Source organism: Streptomyces sp. NPDC014733 (assembly GCF_043083385.1).
GTDB lineage: Bacteria > Actinomycetota > Actinomycetes > Streptomycetales > Streptomycetaceae > Streptomyces.
In genome coordinates this window covers 77018-100972 of sequence record NZ_JBIBYO010000004.1, presented here as the reverse complement: position 1 = coordinate 100972, position 23955 = coordinate 77018, and the positions used below count along the sequence as shown (strand labels likewise).

19 protein-coding genes and 1 pseudogene are annotated in these 23955 nt (G+C 72.4%); 10 read left to right on the top strand and 10 right to left on the bottom strand.

Going from position 1 to position 23955, the window contains the following annotated elements; genetic code table 11:
• Positions 1-144: 144 nt before the first annotated feature.
• Entirely contained in the window at positions 145-729 is a 585-nt protein-coding gene (locus tag ACF1BH_RS11840; protein WP_391642300.1) for a helix-turn-helix domain-containing protein, read from the bottom strand.
• Between the two features lie 153 nt (positions 730-882).
• Here ACF1BH_RS11840 and ACF1BH_RS11835 point away from each other — a divergent pair, with 153 nt between their 5' ends.
• Positions 883-1719 carry an EamA family transporter gene (locus ACF1BH_RS11835; RefSeq protein WP_391642299.1) on the top strand — a complete coding sequence of 279 codons (837 nt, stop codon included), beginning with the start codon at positions 883-885 and terminating at the stop codon, positions 1717-1719.
• 71 nt (positions 1720-1790) lie between these two features.
• Positions 1791-2504: a B3/4 domain-containing protein gene (locus ACF1BH_RS11830; RefSeq protein ID WP_391642298.1), complete on the top strand. Its 714-nt coding sequence runs from the start codon at positions 1791-1793 to the stop codon at positions 2502-2504.
• A gap of 4 nt (positions 2505-2508) precedes the next feature.
• Here the strand turns inward: ACF1BH_RS11830 and ACF1BH_RS11825 are convergent, their stop codons facing one another.
• Entirely contained in the window at positions 2509-3474 is a 966-nt protein-coding gene (locus tag ACF1BH_RS11825; RefSeq protein WP_391642297.1) for an AraC family transcriptional regulator, read from the bottom strand.
• Positions 3475-3569: 95 nt separating this feature from the next.
• Here ACF1BH_RS11825 and ACF1BH_RS11820 point away from each other — a divergent pair, with 95 nt between their 5' ends.
• Positions 3570-4013: a pyridoxamine 5'-phosphate oxidase family protein gene (locus tag ACF1BH_RS11820; RefSeq protein ID WP_391642296.1), complete on the top strand. Its 444-nt coding sequence runs from the start codon at positions 3570-3572 to the stop codon at positions 4011-4013.
• 56 nt (positions 4014-4069) lie between these two features.
• Here the strand turns inward: ACF1BH_RS11820 and ACF1BH_RS11815 are convergent, their stop codons facing one another.
• From ACF1BH_RS11815 to ACF1BH_RS11785, 7 genes are all read right to left on the bottom strand, one after another.
• Positions 4070-5002, bottom strand: coding sequence for a phosphatidylserine/phosphatidylglycerophosphate/cardiolipin synthase family protein (locus ACF1BH_RS11815; RefSeq protein ID WP_391642653.1), 933 nt, complete (start codon positions 5000-5002; stop codon positions 4070-4072).
• 391 nt (positions 5003-5393) lie between these two features.
• Positions 5394-6317: an RNA polymerase sigma-70 factor gene (locus ACF1BH_RS11810; protein WP_391642295.1), complete on the bottom strand. Its 924-nt coding sequence runs from the start codon at positions 6315-6317 to the stop codon at positions 5394-5396.
• 41 nt (positions 6318-6358) lie between these two features.
• Complete coding sequence (locus ACF1BH_RS11805; RefSeq protein WP_391642294.1) at positions 6359-6832, bottom strand: carboxymuconolactone decarboxylase family protein; 474 nt, start codon at positions 6830-6832, stop codon at positions 6359-6361.
• Between the two features lie 165 nt (positions 6833-6997).
• The gene (locus tag ACF1BH_RS11800) at positions 6998-8167 is read right to left on the bottom strand and encodes an amidohydrolase (protein WP_391642293.1); all 1170 of its coding nucleotides are present in this window, start codon (positions 8165-8167) and stop codon (positions 6998-7000) included.
• 16 nt (positions 8168-8183) lie between these two features.
• Entirely contained in the window at positions 8184-9599 is a 1416-nt protein-coding gene (locus tag ACF1BH_RS11795) for an MFS transporter (RefSeq protein WP_391642292.1), read from the bottom strand.
• Positions 9600-9641: 42 nt separating this feature from the next.
• Positions 9642-10214 (bottom strand): TetR/AcrR family transcriptional regulator, encoded by a 573-nt coding sequence (locus tag ACF1BH_RS11790; RefSeq protein WP_391642291.1) that lies wholly within the window; start codon positions 10212-10214, stop codon positions 9642-9644.
• 234 nt (positions 10215-10448) lie between these two features.
• A complete protein-coding gene (locus ACF1BH_RS11785) occupies positions 10449-11969 on the bottom strand; it encodes a ricin-type beta-trefoil lectin domain protein (protein WP_391642290.1) in 1521 nt (506 codons plus the stop codon).
• Positions 11970-12260: 291 nt separating this feature from the next.
• Between ACF1BH_RS11785 and ACF1BH_RS11780 the strand changes: the two genes are divergently transcribed.
• From ACF1BH_RS11780 to ACF1BH_RS11750, 7 genes and pseudogenes are all read left to right on the top strand, one after another.
• Positions 12261-12560, top strand: a complete 300-nt coding sequence (locus ACF1BH_RS11780; RefSeq protein WP_030282407.1) for a WXG100 family type VII secretion target — start codon at positions 12261-12263, stop codon at positions 12558-12560.
• 35 nt (positions 12561-12595) lie between these two features.
• On the top strand, positions 12596-16984 hold the full coding sequence (locus ACF1BH_RS11775; protein ID WP_391642289.1) for an FtsK/SpoIIIE domain-containing protein: 4389 nt from the start codon (positions 12596-12598) through the stop codon (positions 16982-16984).
• Positions 16984-17265 carry a hypothetical protein gene (locus ACF1BH_RS11770; protein ID WP_391642288.1) on the top strand — a complete coding sequence of 94 codons (282 nt, stop codon included), beginning with the start codon at positions 16984-16986 and terminating at the stop codon, positions 17263-17265. Before ACF1BH_RS11775 ends, ACF1BH_RS11770 begins: the two co-directional genes overlap by 1 nt.
• Before the next feature lie 9 nt (positions 17266-17274).
• Positions 17275-18669, top strand: a complete 1395-nt coding sequence (locus tag ACF1BH_RS11765) for a hypothetical protein (protein WP_391642287.1) — start codon at positions 17275-17277, stop codon at positions 18667-18669.
• Between the two features lie 27 nt (positions 18670-18696).
• Positions 18697-19431 carry a hypothetical protein gene (locus ACF1BH_RS11760; RefSeq protein ID WP_391642286.1) on the top strand — a complete coding sequence of 245 codons (735 nt, stop codon included), beginning with the start codon at positions 18697-18699 and terminating at the stop codon, positions 19429-19431.
• Positions 19428-20123, top strand: a complete 696-nt coding sequence (locus ACF1BH_RS11755; RefSeq protein WP_391642285.1) for a hypothetical protein — start codon at positions 19428-19430, stop codon at positions 20121-20123. The genes ACF1BH_RS11760 and ACF1BH_RS11755 overlap by 4 nt, the downstream gene beginning before the upstream one ends.
• 46 nt (positions 20124-20169) lie before the next feature.
• Positions 20170-20715: pseudogene (locus tag ACF1BH_RS11750) on the top strand (LuxR C-terminal-related transcriptional regulator); the annotation flags it as partial.
• Between the two features lie 23 nt (positions 20716-20738).
• On the opposite strand, the gene ACF1BH_RS11745 reads toward ACF1BH_RS11750, so the two are convergent.
• Complete coding sequence (locus ACF1BH_RS11745) at positions 20739-23597, bottom strand: BTAD domain-containing putative transcriptional regulator (RefSeq protein ID WP_391642284.1); 2859 nt, start codon at positions 23595-23597, stop codon at positions 20739-20741.
• Between the last annotated feature and the right edge of the window lie 358 nt (positions 23598-23955).

Sequence of the window (23955 nt, the reverse complement as noted above, 5' to 3'; positions counted from 1 at the left end):
CCATGGGCGTGGCGCAGGAGGGGCGGGCAACGGACCACGGTGACCGGTGCGGTGCTGGGCGTGGGCGCGCCGGTCACCGCGGTGAACCTGGTACGAGCCCGGTGATGCGGCCCCGGTTCCGCGCCGTCCCCTCGCCTCCGTGTCTCACCCCGTTCCCCCGGCGCCGGGCGGCAGATGAACGGTCATGATCAGACGGCAGGTCCCGGTTCCGGCGCCGCGGTAGGCGTGCGGGGTGTCGGCGTCGAAGGTGGCGGTCTGGCCTGCGGCAACGGGATGTTCGGTGCCGTCGACGACCAGGACCATCCGGCCCGTGAGGACGGTGACCGTCTCGACGACCCGGGCCGGGTGCGGATGGCTCGGGTACTCCTCGCCCGGCTCCAGCCGCCAGCGCCAGACCTCGACCGGCGCGGGGCCGGAGGTCGTCAGCAGCAGCCGCGACTCGCCGCCGTGCGGGCCGGTCCACAGCGGCGCGACGGCGTCGGCGGACACCACCCGGACTCGGCCCTCGGGCTCCCCCTCCAGCAGGGCGGAGACCGGGACGCCGAGGGTGTCGGCCAGCCGGATCAGGGTGGCGAAGTTCGGATTGCCCTGCGCCTTCTCCAGCCCCACCAGGGCGCCCTTGCTCACCTGTGCCCGGCGCCCCAGCTCGTCCAGGGACAGCCCGGCCCGGGTGCGCGCCGCCCGGACGTTGTGCGCCAGCGTCCGCAGGGCAGCCGCCGTCCCGTCCATCCGATCACCCTTCTCCTGGCGGCCACCGGCCACGGCGCCCACCGCCTGTCACGAACGGAACGCCGCCGCGCACCCCGTGGTCGGTCGGTTGACACCCGTCGGTCGTTTGGCTGTACGGTTCGGTCGTTCCGCTGTAATAGTAAGGGAAGTGCCGTGATCGCTCTGCTGCTGGCCCTGGGCAGCTCCCTCGCCTACGGATGCGCCGACTTCCTCGGCGGTCTCGGCGCCCGGAAGGCCCATGTGCTGCGCACCGTGATGATCGCGGCGCCGGCCAGCCTCACCGTCGAACTGCTGCTGTGGCCGCTCCTCGGCGCCTCGTTCAGCCCCGGCGCCCTCGCCTGGGGCGCCGCCTCCGGGCTCGCCTCGGCCGTGGTGTTCGCGCTGCTCTACCGGACCCTGGCGATCGGCCCGATGAACGTGCTGTCGCCGGTGACCGCCCTGGTCTCCGCCGCGCTGCCGGTCGCGGTCGGCCTGCTCCAGGGGGAGCACCTGGGCTCCGCCGCGCCGGTGGGGCTGGTGCTCGCGCTGGTCGCGGTCGTGCTGGTCAGCGCAGGGCACGGCACCGGATCGGCCCGCCCCTCCCGGACCGCGCTGCTGCTCGCCTGCGGCGCGGGCGGCGCCATCGCCCTCCAACTGGTCTTCCTGCACCAGGCGCCGTCCGACAGCGGCGTCGCCCCGCTGATCATCGGCCGCGCGGTCTCCTCCGCCGTCACCCTGACCGCCGCGGGGCTGCTGCGCCACCGCCTCGGCACGGAGCGTCCCGCCTACGCGATGTCGGCGGGCGCGGGCGCACTCGACTCGCTGGCGAACCTGCTCTTCCTCCTCGCCGCCCGCAGCGGCGACCTCGCCGTCGTCGCCGTGCTCACCGCCCTCTACCCGGCCGGCACGGTCCTGCTGGCCCGCGGGGTGCTCGCCGAACGCATCCACCGCGGCCAACTCGTCGGCCTGGGCACCGCCGCCGTCGCCGTCGGACTCCTCGCCCTGGCCTGACGCGTCGCCGCAACCGGCCGCCCCTCGATTCCGCCCCCGGCACGTACCCCCGCCCCTGGAAGGACCCGCCCATGACCGTCATCCGCCTCGCCCCCGCCGTCGGCGACGCCTTCCCCGACACGTTCCTCGCCCTGGTCACCGCCACCGGGCTGCGCGGCCGGACGCCCTGGCCCGGCACCACCGCCGCGCTGGCGGAGCTGGAGCGGCGCTGCGCCGAGGGCAGCTGGCTGCCCGCCGACGAGAGGGACCCCCGGATCGCGGCGTGGCACACCGCCTACCGCTCCTTCGGCACCAACCCGCGCCGCATCCGCCCCAGCGTCGACGCCCTCGGCCGCCGCCTCGCCAAGAAGGGCGCGCTGCCGCGCATCAACCCGGCGGTCGACACGTACAACGCCGTCTCCGTCCGGCACGGCCTGCCCGCGGGCGCCTTCGACCTGGCGCGGGTCGCGGGCGACATCGCCATCCGGTACGCGGACGGCACCGAGAGCTTCACCCCGCTCGGCGCCCCCGACACGGTCGAGAACCCGGGCGCCGGCGAGATCGTCTACACGGACGCCACCGGTGTCCTGACCCGCCACTGGAACCACCGCGACGCCCACCGCACCCGCGTCACCGAGGACTCCACGGACGTCGTCTTCGTCCTCGAAACCGTCCTCGGTGCACGGGACGGCCACCTCGTGGAGACCGCCGCCGGGGAGCTGGCGGAGCTGCTCGCCCCGCACGCCGACCGGACCGCCGTGGACCACCTCGACACGTCCCGGCCGCAGGTCGCCGTCGGGCGCTGACCGGTCACCGGCGGGCGGCGGGCTCCGCGGCCCCGGCGCCGGTGGCGGAGCGCCGGAACGCACTCGGGCTGGTGCCCCGGACGCGTTTGAACGCCGCACTGAACCCGAACGGGTCGGCGTACCCCACGCTGCGGGCGATGTCCGCGAGGGTCGCCGACTCCCGTTCGACCAGCAGGTCCGCCGCGAGCGCCATCCGCCACCGGGTGAGATAGGTCAGCGGCGGTTCCCCGACCAGCTCGGTGAACCGCTTGGCCAGCGTGGTGCGCGAGACCCCCGCCCGCCGCGCCAGCGTCCCGACCGTCCACGGCGCCGCCGGTTCCGTGTGCAGCAGACGCAGCGCCGCACCCACCACCGGGTCCCGCTGCGCCGACCACCAGGCCGGGGGCGCGCCGCCGGGCCGGTCGAACCAGGCGCGCAGCGTGCAGACCAGCATCCAGTCCAGCAGCCGGTCCAGCACCACCTGCTGGCCCGGCGCATCGACGCGGAGCGCTGCGGCGATGTGGTCCAGCAGCCCGGCATCCCCCTCCTCGGCGGGCACCCGCAGCACGGGGGGCAGCGCCTCCAGCAGCCGGCGGCCGGTCCCACCGCGCAGCGGATGGGCGCCGACCAGCAGCGTCGTCCCGCCGTCCCCGACGGCCGCCCCGGCGTCGTACCAGCCGCGCCGGTGACGGGTGCCGCCCCGCTCGGGCGCCGCGCACCGCTCACCGACCACCACCGGCCGGGCCCGGGTGCCGACCTCGTCGACGAAGGTGAACGCCCCCGGCCCGCGCACCACCACCGTCTCCCGGGCGCGCAGCGGTACGGGCGGTGCCTCCTCCGGCACGATCCAGCCCGCCCCGTCCCGCAGGGTGCACACGGTCAGCGGCGCACCGTCCGCGAAGTGCAGCGCCCAGGGCGGGCAGAGCGTCGCGCTGCCGAACAGCGAGCCGTGGGCCCGTACTCCGCGGATCAGATCATCCAACACGTCCACACCGCCGAGGCTAAGGGCTGTCCCGTGGACGCATGGACAGGCGGTCCGGCTTCCGGCCTATGGGCTCGTCCCCGGCGGTGCGGTTCCCTCGATGTATGAGCAACGCCAGTTCACCGACCGCTTCCCTGACCGACGAAGACCTCGAACTTCTCCGCCGCCCGCTGCACGGAATCCTCTCCGTGGCCGCGGGCCCGCTCCCGCCGCAGCCCCGGCCGGTGTGGTTCGAGGCGACCGCCGAGGGCACGCTCCAGCTGTTCACCGGGGCGGAGACCCTCAAGGTCCGCCGGCTGCGCCGCGATCCCCGCGCCTCGCTCCTCGTCGCCGCCCCGGCGGGGGAGCGCGAGCGCTGGGTCGCGGTCACCGGACGCACCACGATCGAGACCGACGGCGCCCACGACCTCGCCGCCCGTCTGGCCGCCCGCTACTGGGGCCCCGACGCCCCGGCCCGGGCCGCCGAGACCGCCGCCGGGCAGACCGCGGAGCCGGACCTGGTACGCGTCGTGCTCCACCCGGAGCGCGTCCGCCGCTACCGGATGTGACCCCGCGTCCGGCCTGCCCGCCGCGGGGGAGCGGGCGGGCCGGACGCGGCCGGGCGTCAGGACTTCCCGGAACCCTTGTGGAAGTCGGCGGTGAACGCCTTCTCGATGCCGCCGACGATCGCGGGATCGCCGACGATGATGCCGAGTTCACGGTTGTGGTGGAGGGAATTGGCGGAGAAGTTCTCCGATCCGGCGAATACCTTCGCGCCGGCGGTGCCGTCGTCGACGACGATCGCCTTGGCGTGAATGTAATAGCCGGTGGAGCTGGTGTACGTGACGACCTTTCCGCCCGCCGCGGTGACCTTCTTCAACTGCTTGCTGTACTTCGACGACTGGTTCTCCGCGACGACCCGGACGGTGACACCGCGCTTCGCGTCCGCGACCAGCGCGTTGACGAGAGTGGTGTCGCCGAATTCCTCCTCCTGGACGTCCAGGCTGTGCTTGGCGCTCTTGATCAGCGCCAGCAGACGGCTCTGCGAGTCGGTCGGCGACCAGACCAGATCGGTGCCGTCGGAGGGGGTGACGGACTTCTTCGCGTAGTCGGCGGCGAAGACCTTCTCGATGGCCTTCACATCGGCCGTGTCACGGTCGAAGACGCCGTAGTCGCGGGAGGTCGGATAGTACCGGGTGTCGAAGTTGCCGGTGCTGATGTACGAGGTGGCGCCGTCGACGGTGATCGTCTTCTGGTGGGTGTAGACGTACTTCGAGGACGAGTACGTCACCCCGGCGCCGGCGGCGGACAGCTTCTTGTAGGCGGCGCCGTCGATGGCCGAGTGCTGCGAGTCGAAGACCACCCGCACCTTCACGCCCGCCTTCTCCTTCCGCGCCAGGTCGTCGACGAGCGTGGTGTCGCGCAGCTCGTAGATCGTCACGTCGACCGATTTCCGGGCCGAGTTGACGAAGGCGTAGATCGCGGATTCCTTCTGATCCGGCAGGACCACCAGGGAATGGGCGCCGGCGGCGTGGGCGGCGGGAACGAGGGAACTCACCGCGGTCAAGGCGCCTGCGGCGAGAGTGGTCGGGAGACTGCGGAGGGGAATCACCGGAACTCCTCACGTGGCCGAACGGCACGCAATGCGCGTAGCGGATCCAGTAAGGCACGGCGCCCGGGCGCGCTGAAGCCCGGTTCGGTGAACAACGAGGCAGGATTGGGCAAAAGCAGCACAAGAACTTATGCGGAGTCAATTGTCCCTAAAATTTGGCGCATTGGGCATCCGGCGTCGCGTTGCGGGTGCGTATTCCCGTTCGAACGGTTCGGGGAGTACGGGATTTCCGGGATTTCGGTTTCCGCTCTGGCGGAATTCCGTACGTGTGCCGAGTGTGACGCGAGAGGCGAGGGTGCCGGCCGCCCGTGTCCCGTACGGGCGGCCGGCCTCACCGTCAGCTCCGCCGCCGACGGGCCCGCCGGATCTCGCGGTCGACGCTCCAGGCGTCGGCGACCGGCCCGAGGTGGCCGAGCTTGTCGGGGTTGAGCACTCCGCGGACCGTCTGGATCCGCCCGTCGAGGATGTCGAGGACCAGGGTGTGGAGTACCTCGCCGTCCGCGGTGCGGAAGACCGCGCCCGGGTGGCCGTTGATCTCCTGCGGGGTGAGGACCACGCCGACCCGCGTCATCCAGGGGAAGACCGAACCGAGCAGCCGGGCCACCTTCTCGGCGCCGACCACCGCGCGCGCGAACTGCGGCGCCTTGCCGCCGCCGTCACCGACCATCGTGACATCGGCGGCCAGCAGCTCCTGGAGCCCGTCGACGTCGCCCTCGTGGAGCGCCGCGAAGAACCGGGACGCCAACTCCTCCCGCTCCGCCCGGACCGCGGCGAACCGCGGACGCCCGGCCGCCATGTGCCGCCGCGCCCGCACCAGCAGCTGACGGCAGGCGGCCGGCGACCGCTCCACCGCCTCGGCGACCTCGTCGAACTCGAAGCCGAACACCTCCCGCATCACGAACACCGCCCGCTCCAACGGGCTGAGCCGCTCCAGCAGGAGGAGCGCCGCCATCGACAGCGAGTCGGCCAGCTCCGCCGCGCGCTCCGGATCCTGGTACGGATCGCTGAGCAGCGGCTCGGGGAACCACGGGCCCACATACTCCTCCCGCCGCACCCGCGCCGACCGCAGCACGTCGATGGCGATACGTGTCACCGCCGCCGACAGATACGCCTTGACCGAAACGGGCCGGGTCGCCGAACCGTCGAAGCGCAGCCAGGTCTCCTGCACCGCGTCCTCCGCCTCCCCGACGCTGCCCAGGATCCGGTACGCCAGCGAGAACAGCAGCGGCCGCAGCTCCTCGAACTCCTCGACCTTGCTCACACCGATCCCTTCCCCTCGATTCCCCTGTGTCCCGGCGCGGTTCAGCGGAACTGGCCGGGGACGTAGTCTCCCGCCGGCTGCCGGGTGAGGATGTTCAGCCGGTTCACCATGTTCATGAAGGAGACGAGGAGGACGAGGGCCGTGAGGTGCTCCTCGTCGTAGTGGGCGGCGGCCCGGGCCCAGACCGCGTCGCTGACGCCGGTGGCCGCGTCCGCGACCCGGGTGCCCTCCTCGGCCAGTTCCAGCGCGGCGCGCTCCGCCTCGGTGAAGACCGTGGCCTCCCGCCACGCCGCCACCAGATGCAGCCGCACCGCGCTCTCCCCGGCGTCCGCGGCCTCCTTGGTGTGCATGTCGATACAGACCGCGCAGCCGTTGATCTGGCTCACCCGCAGCGCGATCAGCTCCTGCAGCCCGGCCGGCAGCGGCCCCTCCGTGAGCACCCGGCCCGCGGCCATCAGATGCTTGAAGCTCTTCGGGGCGTCCGTACCGGTGGTGAAGGTCAGCCGTGCGTCCATGGTGTGCTCCTCCGTGTTCGTCAGGGGGTTACACACCTGGGACGAGACGGCCGGGCCGCCTGTGACACGGACCGATGTGACCTGCGTCTCCCGGAAGGGGCCGGACCGGGCGGCCCGGCAGCTGCGCCACCGCCCGGTCCGGGGACGCGGACGGCGGCCGCGGACCTACGCGCTCCGCTCCCGCACCCCCGTCAGCAACCGCTCCCGCAGCGCCGGGCGGGCCGCGCACTCCACCCCCGTCCAGGCCATGGCGACCGCGCCGTCCAGGACCGCGCGGTCGGCGCCGGGGGAGGTCCCGGCGGCGGTGAACTCCGCCGTGTGCTGGCGGGCGCCGCCGGTGTCGTAGCCGAGCATCGGGTGGATGGCCGGGACGAGATGGGAGACGTTGCCCATGTCGGTGGAGGCGGTCCGGCAGGGCGTGCGGTCGACGGTGCGGCCCAGCTCCTCCGCCGCCGCGGCGTACAGCGCGCTCAACTCCCCGTCCTGGCGGAGTTCGGCGAAGTCGTGGCCGTGCGGGGTGATCGTCAGCTCGGCACCGGTGGCCACCGCGCCCGCCTCGAAGCAGGCACGGACGCGGCGCCGGATGTCGTGCAGCCGCTCCAGGGAGTCGGCGCGGACCTCGTAGCGGGCGGCGGTGTGCGCCGGGATGACGTTGGCCGCCTGCCCGCCGTCGGTGACGATGCCGTGGACCACCGCGTCCCGCGGCAGCTGCTGGCGCAGCAGACCGAGCGAGGTCTGGGCGACGGTCAGCGCGTCCAGCGCGTTGACCCCCTCCCAGGGCGCGGCCGCGGCGTGCGCGGGACGGCCGGTGTAGGCGATGTCCCAGGCGCAGATGGCCAGCGAGTCGCCGTTGACCTGGTCCCTGTCGTTGGCGTGCGCCATCATCGCCGCGCCGACACCGTCGAAGACGCCCGCCTCGATCAGATACGCCTTCCCGCCGCGGTCCTCCTCGGCGGGGGTGCCTATCAGCCGGACGGTGAGACCGAGTTCGTCGGCGACCGCGCCCAGCGCCAGCGCCGCGCCGGTGGCGGACGCCCCGTTGACGTTGTGGCCGCAGGCGTGGCCCAGCCCCGGCAGCGCGTCGTACTCCGCGCAGTAGGCGATCACCAGGTCGCCGCTGCCGATGCGCGCGTCGAAGGCGGTCGGCAGCCCGCCCACCCCGCGCTCCACCGTGAACCCGGCCCGCTCCGCCAGTGCGGTGATCGCCGCCGCGGACCGGTGCTCCTCGAACGCAGGCTCCGGCTCGGCGTGCAGCCGGTGGCTCAACCCGACCAGCTCCCCGCGCAGTTCACGGGCGCGCTCCGCCACCCGGCGGCGCAGTCCGTTCGTCGTCATGCTCGTTCGCTCCTTCTCATGTCCGTTCGGTGCGCAGCCCGATCGCCGCCACCGCGGCCACCGCGCCCACCAGCGCACAGACCGCCCAGGCGACGGTGTAGCCGCCGCCCTCCACCCGCCCGCCGGTGCCCGCATGGGCGCTCAGCACCGCACTCACCAGCGCGGCGCCCACGGCCCCGCCCAGCGAGAGCACCAGCTCGTTGACGCCCGCCGCGGTGGCCGTCTCGGAGACCGGTACGGCCTCCACCGCCAGCGCCCGGGTGGCCGACTGGAAGATGCCCATCGCCACCCCGGTCAGCGCCGACAGCACCAGATACGCCGTCAACGTCCCGTGGACGAGGGCCAGTCCGCCGAATCCGGCCAGCGCCGAGAGGCCGCCGATCGCCACCGTCGTACGGTCGCCGAGCAGCCGCAGCGCCCGCGGGGTGAGCAGTGAGGCGGCCACCCCGGTCGCGGCCTGCGGCAGCATCGCGAAGCCGATCGCCATCGACCCCAGCCCGAAGCCGTACCCGGCTGTCCGCGGATCGGCGCCCAGGAAGGTGGAGTTGGCGCCCAGCGTGCCGATGGTGACGAAGGAGAGGCAGAAGGTCACCAGGGACGCCAGCGTCACCCGCCGGTTGCGGAACATCCGGACGTCCACCACCGGCCGCTCGGCCCGCAGCTCCGCGAACGGCCAGGCCGCCGCGGCCAGGACGCCGACCCCGCCGCTCACCAGCGTGGCCGGGGAGTCCCAGCCCCAGGCCGGGCCCTGGGAGAGCGCCAGGGTGATGCCGACCAGCCCCAGCGACAGCAGCCCGAACGGCCCCAGCGGGAAGCCCTCCCCGGCGGGCGCCGACCGCTCGGCCGGGATCAGCAGACAGGCCACCAGGCCCAGGGCCGCCACGGCGACACCGGTCCACAGCCCGAGCACCGGACTGACCGCGGCCATCGCCCCGGCCGCCACGCCGGCCAGCCCGATGGCCGCCAGCAACACGCCGACCAGGGTGCCGATGCCGCGCCGGGCGCCCTCGTCGCCGGTCCGGTCCCGCAGGATCCCGATCATCAGCGGCATGAAGCCGACCACGCTGCCCTGGAGCAGCGCGCCCACCGCGATGCCGATCAGCGACGGCCACACCGCCATCAGCAGCGAGCCGGTCGCCAGCATCGCCACGGACAGCCGCAGGATCCTGCGGTAGCCGTGGTTGTCGCCCAGCCGGGACAGCAGCGGGGTGAACACCGTCATGCCGACCTGCTGGACCACGTAGATCCAGGACAGCTGGACGGTGCCGATCCCGTGCTGTGCGCCGACGGCGGGCAGCACGGGGTAGAGGTACTGCTGGGTGAAGCCGCTGACGGTCTCGACGACGGCCATGGAGGCGAGCATCGACCCGACCCCCAGCCGTATCTGACGCTTCGTTAGATCTGTGGGTGGAGCGGTGGTGATTTCGGGCATGGCGGCTCTCCTCGGAGCTCTTGGGAGGGGTGGCGGCCCGGCTCAGCGGCGCAGCCGGGGCACACCGCCGCGCAGCGCCAGGTCCACCAGCTCATCGGCCTGGGCGGCCAGAAAGACGTCCGAGCGCATCTGGCTGCGGAACTGGACGACCCCCGACCAGCCGTCGATCAGCAGGTCCACATCGGTGTCGGGGGGCAGGTCGCCGCGGACCATCGCACGCTGGACGGTGGCCCGGGCGTCCTGGCGGCGCGGCGCCAGCACCTCGCGGCGGAAGCGTTCCATCACCGCCGGTTCGCCCATGTTCGCCCAGAGGGCGGGCAGGACGAGCGTGCCCTCGTCCTGGGTGTCGCGGAGGATCAGTTCGAAAAGATGGCGCAGTTCGGCCCGGCTGTCGCCGAGCTCGGGCACGGTGTCCATCCGCGCATCCCGGATGAGGAGTTCGCCCACCAGCGCGGCCTTGTTCGGCCACCGGTGGTAGATGGTCTTCCGCGTCACCCCGGCCCGCTTCGCGACCTTGTCGACGGTCAGCTCCAGGTAGCCCAGCTCCGACAGCAGCTCGGCCACGGCGTCCAGCACCTTGCGCTGCACGTCGCCCGACGCGTTCTCCTTGCCCATGGCGGATCAACTTAGAGACGGCCGCCGGGCGCGTCAATGGGTTGAGGTAAACAAAGTGTTCCCGAGAGATCTTGGGACAGAGGCCGCTCTGACCAGGCACTAGCCACAGCAGGGAAACAGTGTGTTTACTTCCGGGGTGACCCGTCCTCCGTCTGCGCACGACGAAGGCCCCCGGCAGTGCCGGGGGCCTTCGACGGGGCGTGGCGCCGGTACGGGGATCCGCTCCCCGGTCCGTCACTTGCGCTGGAAGATCTCGCTGTCGTCCTTGGTGCACGGCTGCAGCTGGACACCGCCGTTGCCGCCCGGCTTGACGCACTTGTCGGCCTGGCTCGCGTACAGGGTGCCGTCACGCAGGGAGAACTGCTGGGCCGGGTTCCCGCTGCAGTTGGCGATCTGGACGGTGGTACCGGCCTCGGTCGCGCCCCCCGCGGCGTCCATGCACAGGCCCTTGGTGCGGATGGTGCCGTCCTGGGTGATGTCCCACTGCTGGTTGGGGAGGCCGTCGCAGGGCGCGAGGGCCAGCGGCGTCCCGTCGCTGCCGGCGGCACCGCTCAGGCACTTCTTCGTACCGGCGTGCAGCAGCGGCGACCCCGGGGCGCTCGGGTCGCTCGGCGGGCCCTGGGACTCCGGCGGAGCGGGCTGCTCGGGGGGCGAGTTGCCCGGATCGGGCGAGGCGGGCCCGGTGGTGGCGGAGGGCGCGGGACGGTCCGCCGCCGGGGCGGCCGTCGTCCCGGGCCGGGTGAGGAAGAAGACCAGCCCGGCCGCCACGACACAGACCGCGGCCACCACCGAGGCGAGGATGACGTTACGGCGGCGGTTGGACGACGGCTGGTCCGCCGGCACCCCGGGGACGGGACGCGCCGACGGTGCGGCCGGCCGGGGCGCCGGGGTGACCGTGACGTCCTTGACGTCGTCCGCGAGCGGCGGGGTGTTCAGCGCCGGGTTCAACGGGTGCAGCACCGGCTCGGCCAGCAGCCGGGTGTCGATCAGCCCCCGGGAGTCGATGGTGAACCGCCAGCGCGGACGGTCACCACGGCCCAGGACCACCACCGACCAAGGGGTCCGCGGATGGTCGGCCAGGTAGTGGACGCGCTCCCGGTCCCGCCCGCCGGGCATGCTCGCGAGGATGAGCACACCGCCGGCCGGCCGGGACAGGGCCTCCCCGGCGTCGGCCAGGTTCTGCACCTCGGTCGTCCCGACCGGGTCCGCGGTGCCGGGCTTGAAGCCGACCCGGACCACCTGGACACCCCGCGACCACGGGTTGGTCGTCAGCTCGCGCGTCCAGTCCTGGACGAGCGCGCGGGCGCGCCGGCTGTCGCCCTCCAGCGCGATGATCCCGCCGGAATTGGCGAGATTGAGCAGCGCGAAACCGTCGCTGTTGCTGCCGACGGAGACCAGATGCGGATACGGCTCCCGCGCCGCCTCCGAGACCTCCGCGGTCTGCACCCAGCGCAGCTGGGCGTACCAGGCACGGGCGTCGGGGTCGGCGGTCCAGCCCGCCGGGGGGCGCCCGTCGGGGGTCTTGAGGAGGAACCGCACGCTGTCGGCGCCCACGACGACCGCGTGGACCAGCGGTACCTCGCGGTTCTCCCGGGCACAGGCGGTGGCCAGCACGCGCATCACGCGGTCGACCGTCCACAGGCCGTGATCGGCGCGCAGGCCCCCCGCCAGAGGTTCGGTTTTCCGCTTTCCGAACAACCGGGTCAGCCAGTTGCCCTGGCGTTCTCGATCGGCGGGTCGGTTGGGCTGTGTCACCTTCAACTCCTCGACTGGGGCCTGCCGGACGGCGAGGGGGTTTCGCGCGGGTGCGCGGGCGGGGAGGCTCCGCACGGGTTCGCAGGCGTGAAAGGAACGTTGGCGCGCCGCGCGTGGGGGTGTCAACGCGGAGTGGGGGGTCAGCTTGGGCCCTTGGGCCCATCTCCGCCCGGCAGTTGTGGACCCTACCGCCTTTCCGTTCCTAGCATCGAGCGCGTCCGTGCCGGGGAGTACCGGCGAGTGCCGATGTGCCGTAAGACGGCTCAGGCGACAGCAGAAGGGATGTCTCTCATGGCGAACATGAACGTGACGTACGGCGAGATGCAGGACAGCGCGACCCGTATGCGCAACAACAAGTCCGACATCGACGCCAAGCTCAGCGAGTGCAAGAGCATCGTCGACAACCTGACCGCCAGCGGCTTCGTCACCGACCAGGCGTCCGGCAAGTTCGAAGAGGTGCACACCGAGTTCGTCACCTCGGCGAACACGGCGATGGAGACCCTCGACCAGCTGTCGCAGTGGCTCGACAAGGCGGTCACCGCGATGCAGGACATGGACACCCAGCTGTCCGGCTCGCTGAACAAGAAGTAACGCGGAAAGCCGGTCGGCAGCGAGAGGGAGCGGCCATGCCCATGATGATCACCATCGCCCGGGAACCGGACGTGTCGGCCGATCTGGTCGTGGACGCGGATCCCGGCACCGTCCTGCGCGAGGTCGTCCGCACACTGCTGGCCAGCGTAGGGGTGGCGGGCGGCGCCCAACTGCCCGAGGTCTACCTCGACGGGCAGCTGCTCGACCTCGACCAGTCCCTCTCGCAGAGCGGTATCCACGACGGCAGCGTCCTGTGGCTGGACCGGCCCGGCAAGGGCACCAGGAAACGGGCAGGACTGGTCACCGTCCGGGCGGTGGCGGGCACGGGAGCGGGCCAGGTGTGGCACCTGGACGCCGGTGAGCACGTGATCGGCTCCCGTGGCCGCGTCCGGCTGGGACGCGACCAACCGGCCCAGGTCGCCGTCATCCGGGTCTTCCTGGACGCGACGGTGCACCTCTCCGCCTCCACCGGCGACTCCCAGCTGGACCGCGTCCCGCTGCCCGGGCACGAGGTCCGCTGGGAGCCCAATGCGCAACTGCGCTGCGGGGACACCCTGCTGGAGGTGCAGCCGGTCCGGAGCCCGGACGCCATCGTCGACCCCTCTCCGGACGGCGAGTACCTGGACTACAACCGTCCGCCGCGGCTGCTGCCGCCCACCAAGCGCACCGAATTCCGGCTCCCCGCCGAGCCCAAGGCTCCGACACCGAACGCGCTGCCGTGGCTCGCCGCGTCCCTGCCCGCCGTCTTCGGCGGGGTGATCGCGCTGGTGTCGGACAACCCGATGTTCCTGCTCATGGCCGGTATGTCCCCGGTCATGATGATCGGCAACTGGATCTCCGGGCGGCGTCAGGGCAAGGTCGGCCACCGCCGCAAGATCGCCGAGTTCCAGCAGCAGCGGGCCGAGATCGAGCAGGAGATCGCCGACGCGCTGGACCAGGAGCGGCTGGACCGCCGCACCGCCAGCCCCGACCCCGGCGAGCTGCAGGTCATCGCGACCGGCCCGCACGCCAGGCTCTGGGAACGCCGCCGCGTCGACCCCGACCACCTGCTGGTCCGCGTCGGCATCGCCGACCTCCCCACCCAGGTCATGGTGGAGGAGGAGGCCGCGGGCGGCCGGCACCGCCGCGATCTGCGGGCCGCTCCGGACGTCCCGGTCGCCTTCTCCCTCGCCCACGCGGGCGTCGTCGGCGTCGCCGGACACGAGGAGTGGCCCCGGCAGATGGCCCGCTGGCTGGCCGGCCAGCTGGCCGTGCTGCAGAGCCCGCGCGACATGCAGCTGTACGTCCTGACCGACCCGGCGGGCGAACGGCTGTGGGAGTGGGCGGCCTGGCTGCCGCACACCCGCCCCCTGCTGGGGCAGCAGGCGCTGGCGCTGGTCGGCGCCGACGCCCAGACCCTCAGCCACCGCGTCGCCGAGCTGATCGAGCTGATCAACGTCCGCAAGCAGGTACGGCTCCAGGCCGGTTCGCAGGTCGTGCTGAGCGACCCGGACATCGTCGTCGTGATGGACGGCGCCCGGCGGCTGCGCGCCCTGCCCGGCGTGGTGACCATCCTGCGCGAAGGCCCCGCCGTCGGCGTCTACTGCATCTGCGTGGACGGCGACGAGCGGACCCTCCCCGAGGAGTGCGCCACCGTCGTCGTCGGCGGCGCGGGCCTGCCCGCGACCCTGCGGCAGCAGCGCGCCGACCAGATCGACGGCATCCTCGCCGACGAGGTCGTGGACAGCTGGTACGAGTCCACCGGGCGTCACCTCGCCCCGCTGCGGGACGTCAGCAAGAACCAGGGCGAATCCGCGCTCCCGGGCTCCGCGCGTCTGCTGGAGACCCTCGGCATGGAGGAGCCCGACGCCGCCTCCGTCGCCGGCGTGTGGCGCGGCGGCGGCCGCAGCACCAAGGCCGTCGTCGGCTACACGCTCGACGGACCGTTCTCCCTCGACCTGGTCAGCCACGGCCCGCACGGCCTGGTCGCCGGCACCACCGGCTCCGGTAAGTCGGAGTTCCTCCAGACGCTGGTGGCGTCCCTGGCCGTCGCCAACCGCCCGGACGCCATGACGTTCGTGCTGATCGACTACAAGGGCGGCGCCGCCTTCAAGGAGTGCGTCCATCTGCCGCACACCGTCGGGCTGGTGACCGACCTCGACCCGCACCTCGTCGAACGCGCCCTGACCTCGCTCGGCGCCGAGCTGACCCACCGTGAGCGACTCCTCGCCGCCGCCGGCGCCAAGGACCTGGAGGACTACCTCGACTACGCGACCCGCCGGCCCGAACTGAAGCCGATCCCGCGGCTGCTCATCGTCATCGACGAGTTCGCCTCCATGGCACGGGAACTGCCGGACTTCGTGACCGGTCTGGTCAACGTCGCCCAGCGGGGCCGTTCCCTCGGCATCCACCTGATCCTGGCCACCCAGCGGCCCTCCGGCGTGGTCTCCTCGGAGATCCGCGCCAACACCAACCTGCGGATCGCGCTGCGGGTGACCGACGCGGGGGAGAGCACCGACGTCATCGACGACGCCGAGGCCGCCAACATCTCCGCCTCGACCCCCGGCCGGGCCTACGCCCGCCTCGGGCACAGCTCGCTGATCCCCTTCCAGACCGGCCGGGTCGGCGGCCGCCGCCCGTCCGCGAACCGGTCCGAGCAGGTCGTCGCGCCGTTCCTCCAGCCGGTCTCCTGGCTGGACCTGGGGCTGCCGGCACCGCAGCGGCCGCGCGCCGCCGGGGAGACCGAAGAGGCGACCGACCTGTCGGTCCTGGTCAAGTCGGTACGCCAGGCGGGGGAGTTGCTGAACATCCCGCCGCAGCGCCGCCCCTGGCTCCCGCCGCTGCCGCTGTCCCCGGTGGTCGAACTGGCCAAGGAACCGGTCTACGGCTCCGGCAAGGACCCCGTGTTCTCCTGGGCGATCCAGGACCTGCCGACCCAGCAGCTCCAGGAACCGGCGACGGTGGACATGGCCACCTTCGGCCATCTGCACATCGTCGGCGCCCCCCGCTCGGGCCGCTCCGCGGCGCTGCGCACCTTCGCCGCCGCCGCGGCCAGCGCCTCCAGCGTCACCGATCTCCATCTGTACGGGCTCGACTGCGGCAACGGCGCGCTGCTCTCCCTGAGCCGGCTGCCGCACTGCGGCGCGGTGGTGCAGCGCACGGAGACCGACCGCGCGGTGCGGCTGCTCAAGCGGCTCCACGACGAGGTGCAGCGCCGTCAGCGGCTGCTCGGTGAGTCCGGGTTCGCGGACGTCGCCGAGCAGCGGGCGGCCCGGCCCGCCGAGGAGCGGCTCCCGCACATCGTGCTGCTGCTGGACCGCTGGGAGGGCTTCATGGGCACCCTCGGCGAGTACGACGGCGGCACGCTCGCCGAGACGATCCAGACCCTGCACCGTGAAGGCGGCAGCGCGGGCGTCCACCTCGTCATCGCGGGCGACCGGATGCTGCTGAGCGGCCGGATGGCGTCGCTCTGCGAGGACAAGCTCATCCTGCGGCTCTCGGACCGTACGGACGCCAGCCTGGCCGGGCTCAACCCGCGCAAGATCCCCGAGAACCTGCCGCCGGGCCGCGGCTACCGCGCGATCAACGCGGTCGAGACGCAGGTCGCGCTGGTCGCGGCCGACCCGTCGGGCCCGGCGCAGGTCGCCGCGGTGCACGCGCTGGCCGACCGGCTGATCGAGCGGGAGGCCGCGGTCCCGAAGTCGGCCCGGCCCAACCGCATCGCGGTGATGCCGACCGAGCTCTCCTTCGAGCAGGCCTGGGACATGGTCGGCACACCCGAGCCGATGTGGGCGCTGGTGGGCGTGGCCGGCGACGACCTCGAACCGGTCGGCGCCGACCTCCGTGGCGACCAGCCGACCTTCCTGGTCGCGGGGCCCTCCCGCTCCGGCCGCAGCACCGCGCTGGGTGTCATGACGGAGTCGCTGCTGCGCGGCGGCGCCGAGGTGGTGATCGGCGCGCCGATGAACTCCCCGCTGCGCGCCTTCGCCGGCCGGGCCGGGGTCCGCGGCGTCCTCACCGACGAGCAGCCCACCGAGCAGCAGTTCGCCGAACTGCTCGACCCGGGTGAGGGCCCGGTGGTGCTGGTGGTCGACGACGCCGAGGTGTGGCGCGACCTGATCTGCCGCGACTGGCTGAAGACGTTCGTCCGCAAGGCGTCCGGCAGCAACCGTGGCGTGATCATCGGCGGTGACGTCGCCACCGTGGGCGTGGGCTTCTCCGGCTGGCAGTCGGAGATCAAGAAGAACCGCCGTGGTGTCCTGCTGTCGCCGCCCAACCTGGGCGACGGCGACCTGGTGGGCGTCCGGCTCACCCGTGCCCAGGTGGCACCGAAGGTCGTGCCGGGCGCCGGCCTGCTGCACCTGGGCAGCGGCACCCTGATGACCACACAGATTCCGACGGCGGTCCCTCCCACGGCGGCCGCGGACAACCGTAGGGGGCAGTGATGGCAGACCTCGTGGTGAAGGACCTGGGCACCCTGGCCAGCGACCTGAGCGAACTGATCAGCCAGTTCGAGGGGGCGCTCGACTTCCAGAACGACGACAAGGGTCTCTGGGGACAGCTCAACGCCAATCTCTCGATGGGTGACTTCGCCGACAACTGGACCGTCCACCGTGACGACATGGTCAAGAGCATGAAGAGCTTCCGCGACAAGGTGTCCGAGCTCGACAAGGCTTTCGCCGACGGTGATCAGCAGCTGCTGGACACGTTCAAGAAGGACAGCTGAGGAGAGCCGATGTCAGTCAGGAAACTGGACTGGTCGCCACTGGACCGTAGTTCGGACCCCGTCCACAACGCGGACCCCGACCGGATCGAGAGCTCGCAGAAGCGCTACGAGTTCATCGCCGACACCATCGACGACGCCGTCGCCAAGCTGGAGAAGGTCGTCTCGTCCGGCAGCGACGGCCTGGTGGGCAAGTACGTCGAGGGGCTCAAGGACGACGCCAAGTCGATCAAGGAGAGTCTGGAGAAGGCCGGGGTCCGCTACCGCGACGTCGCGAGCGAGATCAAGAAGTACGAGCCGGATCTGGATCACGCCCTGAAGGAGACCGCGGCGGCGCGCACCGACGCGGAGGAGGCCAAGGGCGAACAGGCCAAGGCCAAGGGCATGCCGGATGCCAAGAAGGACGACGACGGCGAGATCTCCGCCGACGAGAAGGCCAAGGGCGACGCCAAGAACAAGGCCACCAAGGGCGCCGACGACAAGATGGCCGCGGCGAAGAAGCGGCTCGACGACGCCGTCAACGCGCTGAATGTGGCGGGCAAGCGCTTCGGCGACGCGGTCAACTGCAAGAAGTACGACGACGGTCTGACCGACTCCACCAAGGACAAGATCGATGCCGTGCTGGCGAAGATCGGTGAGATCTTCGGCTGGATCGGCCTGGTCCTCGGCGTCCTCGCGATCCTCATTCCAGGGGTGAACCTCCTGGTCTTTGCGGGAATCGCGGCGGGTGTGGTCTCACTCGTCGCCAGCTCCGTGCTCTACGCCCACGGCAAGGGCAGCCTCCTCGACGTCATCATGGCCTCCGTCGGTGTCGGTCTCGCCGGTCTCGGCGGTATCGCCTCGGTGGTGACAAAGGGGATCTCCAACACCGCCAAGCTCACCACCCTCGGCAAATGGGGCTTCCGCCCGATCGCCGGGGGCGGGAAGAACATCGAGATGGTCCCGCTCGGGCCGGGCGGGCGTGCGGTCGGGGGCGGCAGGCCGGTGCCGAACTTCTCCAGGCCGTTCGGCCCGAACAACCCGTTCCCGAACAACGCCGCCGCCAACTGGCGGAACCTGTCGGAGTGGTTCAACAACCCGGCCTCCGACTGGCTGCTGAAGAAGGGCGGCTTCCCCACCCCCGACAAGGGGTTCTGGGGTTCCACCGGGGCCCAGTTCAAGGATGTCGGCAAGTTCTGGGGCAACCTGGGCAAGAACCCGCTCACGTTCGGCAAGGACTTCGGCAGCACCATCGCCGGCATCCAGGGCGCGCGCGACCTGGCGAACATCGTGAACGCAGCCGGCCTCGGGAACATCAACAAGCTCTGGTACGTCTGGGGCGGTGTGAACGGCGCCGTCGGCCTCGGCGGAATGATCTACACCGGCGGACGCAACATGCAATGGATCCCCGATGTCAACCCGGCGTAGCGGCGACCTGAGGCGAGGGGAGAAACGATGAACGAGAAAATTTCGGCACTGACCGATGTCCCCTGGCACTGGGAATGGGTGCCCGGCGAGGTGCCGGGCGAGGGGGAGGAAGACCCCTGGGCCCGGCACGTGACGGAACTCTTCACCGAGTGGACGGCCGAAGGGCTGGACGCCGCCGCCCGGCAGTCCTGGGCGGAGGAGGTCCCGGACGACTTCCCCCTGACCGGGGAAGCGGTGGGACTCGCCATCGCCGCCTGGCTCCGCGAGCGCGCGGCCCAGCTGCCCGCCTGGTCCCGGCTGGCCTGGGGCGCGGCGTTCCTGGAGGAGGGCGCGCCGCGTTGGGCACCCGTCCCGGTCGTCGTGGAGTTCCACCGGCCCGAGGCCGACGACCCGAACTACCTCCTGGAGCTGATGGGCGCCGGCGGCGCCGAGGGGGACACCCGGCCGCCCACGGTGGAGTACGTGACCACCCTGAGCGGTGACGGGTTCCGGGTGTTCGCCCTGGGACGGACGGACGACGGCGCGGCCTACGGACGCATCGGGGCGGCACTGCGCCTCGACATCCCCCAGGGCGCCGACGGCACGGACATCGGTGTGGACGTCCTGCTGTCGACGCTGGTGTTCGACATGGGACTGATGGCCGTCATCGGTTCGGGAGTGGAGCAGTTGATGCAGCAGATCGCGGAGGAAAGTGTGCCGCAGCCCGACGGCGGCCGGGCCCGGCTCGCCTTCCAGGCGCCGCAGAACGAGGTGCGGTCGTGATCGACTTCGAACTGGTCCTGCCCGACGGCTGGGTGCAGATCCCCACCACCACGGACACCACCAAGCTGCGCGGCCGGGTCGTCGACGAGCTGATCCGCCATCACCTGCCCGATACGCTGCCGCGCGACAAGGCGGGCCCGTTCCGGCGGATGCTCCGCAAGGAGCTGATCGAGGCGACCGACGAGGCCGCCCGGCAGGGCGCCCGTTCGGTGCTGCTGCCGCTGCGCGAGTTCAACGGCGTCAAGCTGCCCGGGTCCCTGGTGGTCACCGTCATCGAAAGCGGTGAGGAGGACGAGGACGCCGAGGCCCTGCTGGCGTCCATCCTCGCCGACGCGGGGGACTCCGGGAGCTACCTGGAGATCGGCCAGGCACCGGCGGTCCGGCTCACCGCCGTCGTGGACAGCGCCCGCGCGGGACGCAAGGCGCCGTCCTGGCGGGTCTCGTACTACGTGTCCAATCCGGACGCGCCCGGGGTGTGGGGACTCCTGACCTACACCGTGCTGACCGACGGCGACCTGGAGGCCGAGCCGGTCAAGGCCGTCATGCTGCTCTTCGACATGATCGTGTCGACGCTGCGCTGGTCGAACCGGATCGACGCCCCGACCGAGGACGAAGTCCTCGCGGAACTCGACACGTTGGCCCCCGCGGCGGAGGCGGGACCACCGGCCGGCGAAGCCGGTGCACCCGCATGAGGCGGGTATGAAGAGAACATGAAGCCGCTTCCGGCACGCTGAGGATATGAGCGCCAGTGCCACCTCCTCCCTCCAGCAGAACATCGCCGAGCGGATACGCATCGCCATCGTCAGCCCGGACATCCTGGCTCGGATCAAGCAGGTCTTCGCCGACAAGAACCTCGACGTGGACATCGTCCAGATGCCGTACGTCGAGGTCGATGTCCGGCCGACGGGTGGCACCGCCGCTCCCCGGCCCGTGCTGGAGGCCGTGCCCGAGCGGCGGGCGGGCGGCATCGTCCGCCGCGGCCCGCAGGCGGCGCGGCGGCTGTGCGCGGAGTACCGGCTGAACGTGGTCGACCAGGCCGGCGACACCGGCCCGGCGACCGACCCGGGGGACCGGCCCGAACCCGCCCCGGCGCCGGAGACACCGGACCACGCCTCCGGGTCCGCGGAGTCCGCCCTCTCCCGGCGTCAGCACGAGGTGATGACCCTGGTCTCCCGCGGCGCCCGCAATGCCGAGATAGCCGAACGGCTGAGCCTCAGCGAGAAGACCGTGAAGAACCATCTCAACCGCATTTTCCGGCAGTTGGGCGCGGGCAGCCGGGTCGAAGCGGTGGTGCTGTGGCAGCGCGATCAGCGCAGCGGGGTGACGCCGCCCAGCGCCGTACAGCGGATCGGTGCCGCCGGGCCCGCGCCGATGGCGTCCAACGAGGCCACGAGGCCGGTGACGACGGCGGCCTCCGCGGTGCCCAGCTCCGCCACCTTCTCCCGCGCCTGGTCCGCCAGATCCTCGGCCGTCCGCTGGAACCCCGTCGGCCGCGCCATCCGGGACAGGGCGGAGAGAGCCAACGCCTCGTGATAGCGGTCGCCGTTGGCGGAGCACAGGGCGAGCGCGTCCCGGAAGTACCGGGTGGCCGTCTCGGTGTCGTCGAGCCCGTGTTCCGCCAGGCCCAGGTTGATCAGCAGATTCGCTTCCAGCAGCGGGTCCCGGGAGCGCCGTGCCGCCTCCAGACCGGGAACGCCGTAGCGCACCGATTCCTCGAACTCGCCGTGCGCGGCGTGCAGTCCGCAGAGGACGTCGAGGCAGCCGGACCGGTGGTACGCGGAGCCGGTCCGGCAGGCCAGTGTCAACGCCTGTTCCGCGTACCGGAGTGCCACCGGGTGTTCGGTGTCCCGCAGCGTGGCGGCCAGGTTGCCGAGCAGGCTGGTACGCAGCAGATCGTCGTCGAGCTCGTCGGCGAGCCGCAGCCCGCGCTCCAGCTGTTCCACGGCGGAGTCGTTCCGCGCCATCCGGGAGTGGGCCACGCCCAGGTGGTTGAGGAGCGCGGCCTCGGCGGTGCGGTTCCCGGTCAGTTCGGCGCTGCGCAGGCCGATCCGCAGCGTCTCGGCCCAGTCCTGGGCCTGTCCGGCCGTGGCGAAGTAGTCGAAGAGCAGGTAGGTCAGCTGCCAGGCCGCGTCGTGGCAGCCGATCCGGTGTGCCGTGCGGACGAGCGGACCGAGGTTCTCCCACTCCTGGGCGCACCAGGCCGTCATCTCCTGCCGGTCCGCGAACCTCGGCGGTTCACCGCCCGCGGGGTCGGCCTCGACGGCGAACGGCAGGGGCGGTTCGTCGAGGGTACGGCCGTGTGACAGCGTCTGCAGATGCCAGCGGAGCGCGCGCTCCAGCGCTCCGCGCCGCGAGGCGGCGGACTCACCGCCCCGGCACACCTCCTCCGCGTAGATGCGGGTGAGATCGTGCATGACATAGCGGCTGCCGGAGATTTCCAGCAGATTCTGGGCGGCCAGGCTCCGCAGCGCGTCCGCCGCGGCCGGCGCCGGGGCGTCCAGCAGGGCGGCGGCCGTCTCCAGCCGGATGCTGCCGCCCGGGAACAGGCCGAGGAGGCGGAAGGCGTGCGCCTCCTCGGCGGGGAGCTTGGCGTAGGAGCAGGAGAGCACCCCGCGGACGGAGGCCAGCTCGTCGCCGGGTATCTCCAGTGCGTCGAGCCGGCGCCATACGTCCTCCAGGTCGGCGACCAGGTCGGCGATCTGCGGTCGCGGGCCCGCCGACACCTGGTCGGCGACGATCCGCAGCGCCAGCGGCAGATGCCCGCACAGCTCCGCGAGGCGGCGGGCCGCCGCGGCCTCCTCGCCGACCCGGGACCCGCCGATCGCGTCGGAGAGCAGTTCCAGGGACTCCCCGGCGTCGAGCGGGGACAGCGTCACCCGGCGGGCGGAGTACCGGACCGCGAGACCGCCGAGCCGATTGCGGCTGGTGACGAGGGTGAAGGACGGGCCGCCGCCGGGCAGCAGGCTGTCCAGCTGATCGGCGGACTCGGCGTTGTCGAGGACGATGAGCAGCCGCTTGTTCCGCACGAGGCTGCGCCACAGCGCGATGCGCGCCTCCTCGCCCGCGGGGATCGCCCCGGCGCCGAGGGAGGTGAGCAGATGATGGAGCACGTCCGCCGGTGTGCCGGCCGGGCGCTTGGGGTCGAAGCCCCGCAGGTTCACGTACAACTGGCCGTCCGGGTAGGCATCGGCGAGCTGATGGCCGCAGTGCACGGCGAGCGCGGTTTTGCCGACGCCGCCGACCCCGACGATCATCGCGATACGCGACGCCCCGGGCGCGGTCTCGCGCGCCGCGTCCAGCACCTGCCGCACGGAATCGGCGCGGCCCGTGAACCTTCCCACACCTTGGGGCAGTTGGGCCGGTCTGACCGGCTCGGCGACCGCCGGGGCCGGGCTGGCCGGAGGGTCGGTGAGCAGCGAGGTGTACAGCGTCCGCAGCTCCGTCGTCGGATCGATCCCCAGATCGTCGGCGAGGCGTCTGCGCAGGCCGTGGTAGTGGGCGAGGGCGTCGGCGGTGCGGCCGCTCCGGTTGAGGGCCGTCATCAGCAGGGCGCTCAACCGTTCGTGGTACGGGTGGTCCGGGAGCTGCCGCTGCAACTGGTCGGCCACCCGCTCGGGTTCGCCGAGGTCCAGCAGGGACTCGGCGCGCTCCAGCAGCAGACTCAGCCGCAGTTCCGAGACCCGGGTCCGGTGTGCGGCGGCGAGCGGGCCGGGGAGTCCGCTGAGCGGGGAGCCCGGTTGCCAATGTGCCAGCGCCCGGTCGTAGGCGCTGACGGCGGCGGCCGGTTCCTGCCGGGCCCGGCTGCCGCGGGCCTGCTCCGCCAGCTGTTCCACCACGACGACGTCGAGGTGCGAGGGGGCGAGGCGGAGCGCGTAGCCCTGTCCGGAGCTGGTCGTCGGAAGCGGTGGGTCGCCGGGGCCGGCGAGTATCCGGCGGAGGCCGGAGACGTAGGTGTGGAGGCTGCCGACCGCGGTGGCCGGGGGCGACTCGCCCCAGAGGCCGTCGATCAATTCGTCACGGGAGACCGCCTTTCCGGCCCGCAGGGCGAGGATGGCGAACGTCGCGCGCTGCTTCGGGGGGCCGAGGGTCAGCTCCCGGTCGCCGGCGTACGCGCGAAGCGGCCCGAGGGTCTCGACCCTCAGTGTGTCGCCACGCGACACCGGCATGGGGCCTCCAACGGATAGTGCTGTGGTCTGGGTCTGTAGCGCCGCCGTGCGGGCATGCCGGGATCACCGCGTGCGGGAGGGAGCCGGGCCCGTCCAGTCTCCGGGCTTCCCACCAGGATGTTCAAGTCGGGACGGGGGCGAGCGGGCGCATTCGGGCAGCGGAGAGCGTGTGACGGTCATCGGTGTGCGCCGGTGGGGCGGGGCGCGGCACGGCGTACTGATGCGCTGTCAGATACGGGGCACGGTCGGAGAGTTCGCTCGTCCGTGACGCGGTATGGACGCACCCCGCGCGGCGCCTCTAGCCTGATGTTGGTCTAGACCGCAGCCGGTTCGCGGTCCTTTTCGCGTGCCGTGGTGT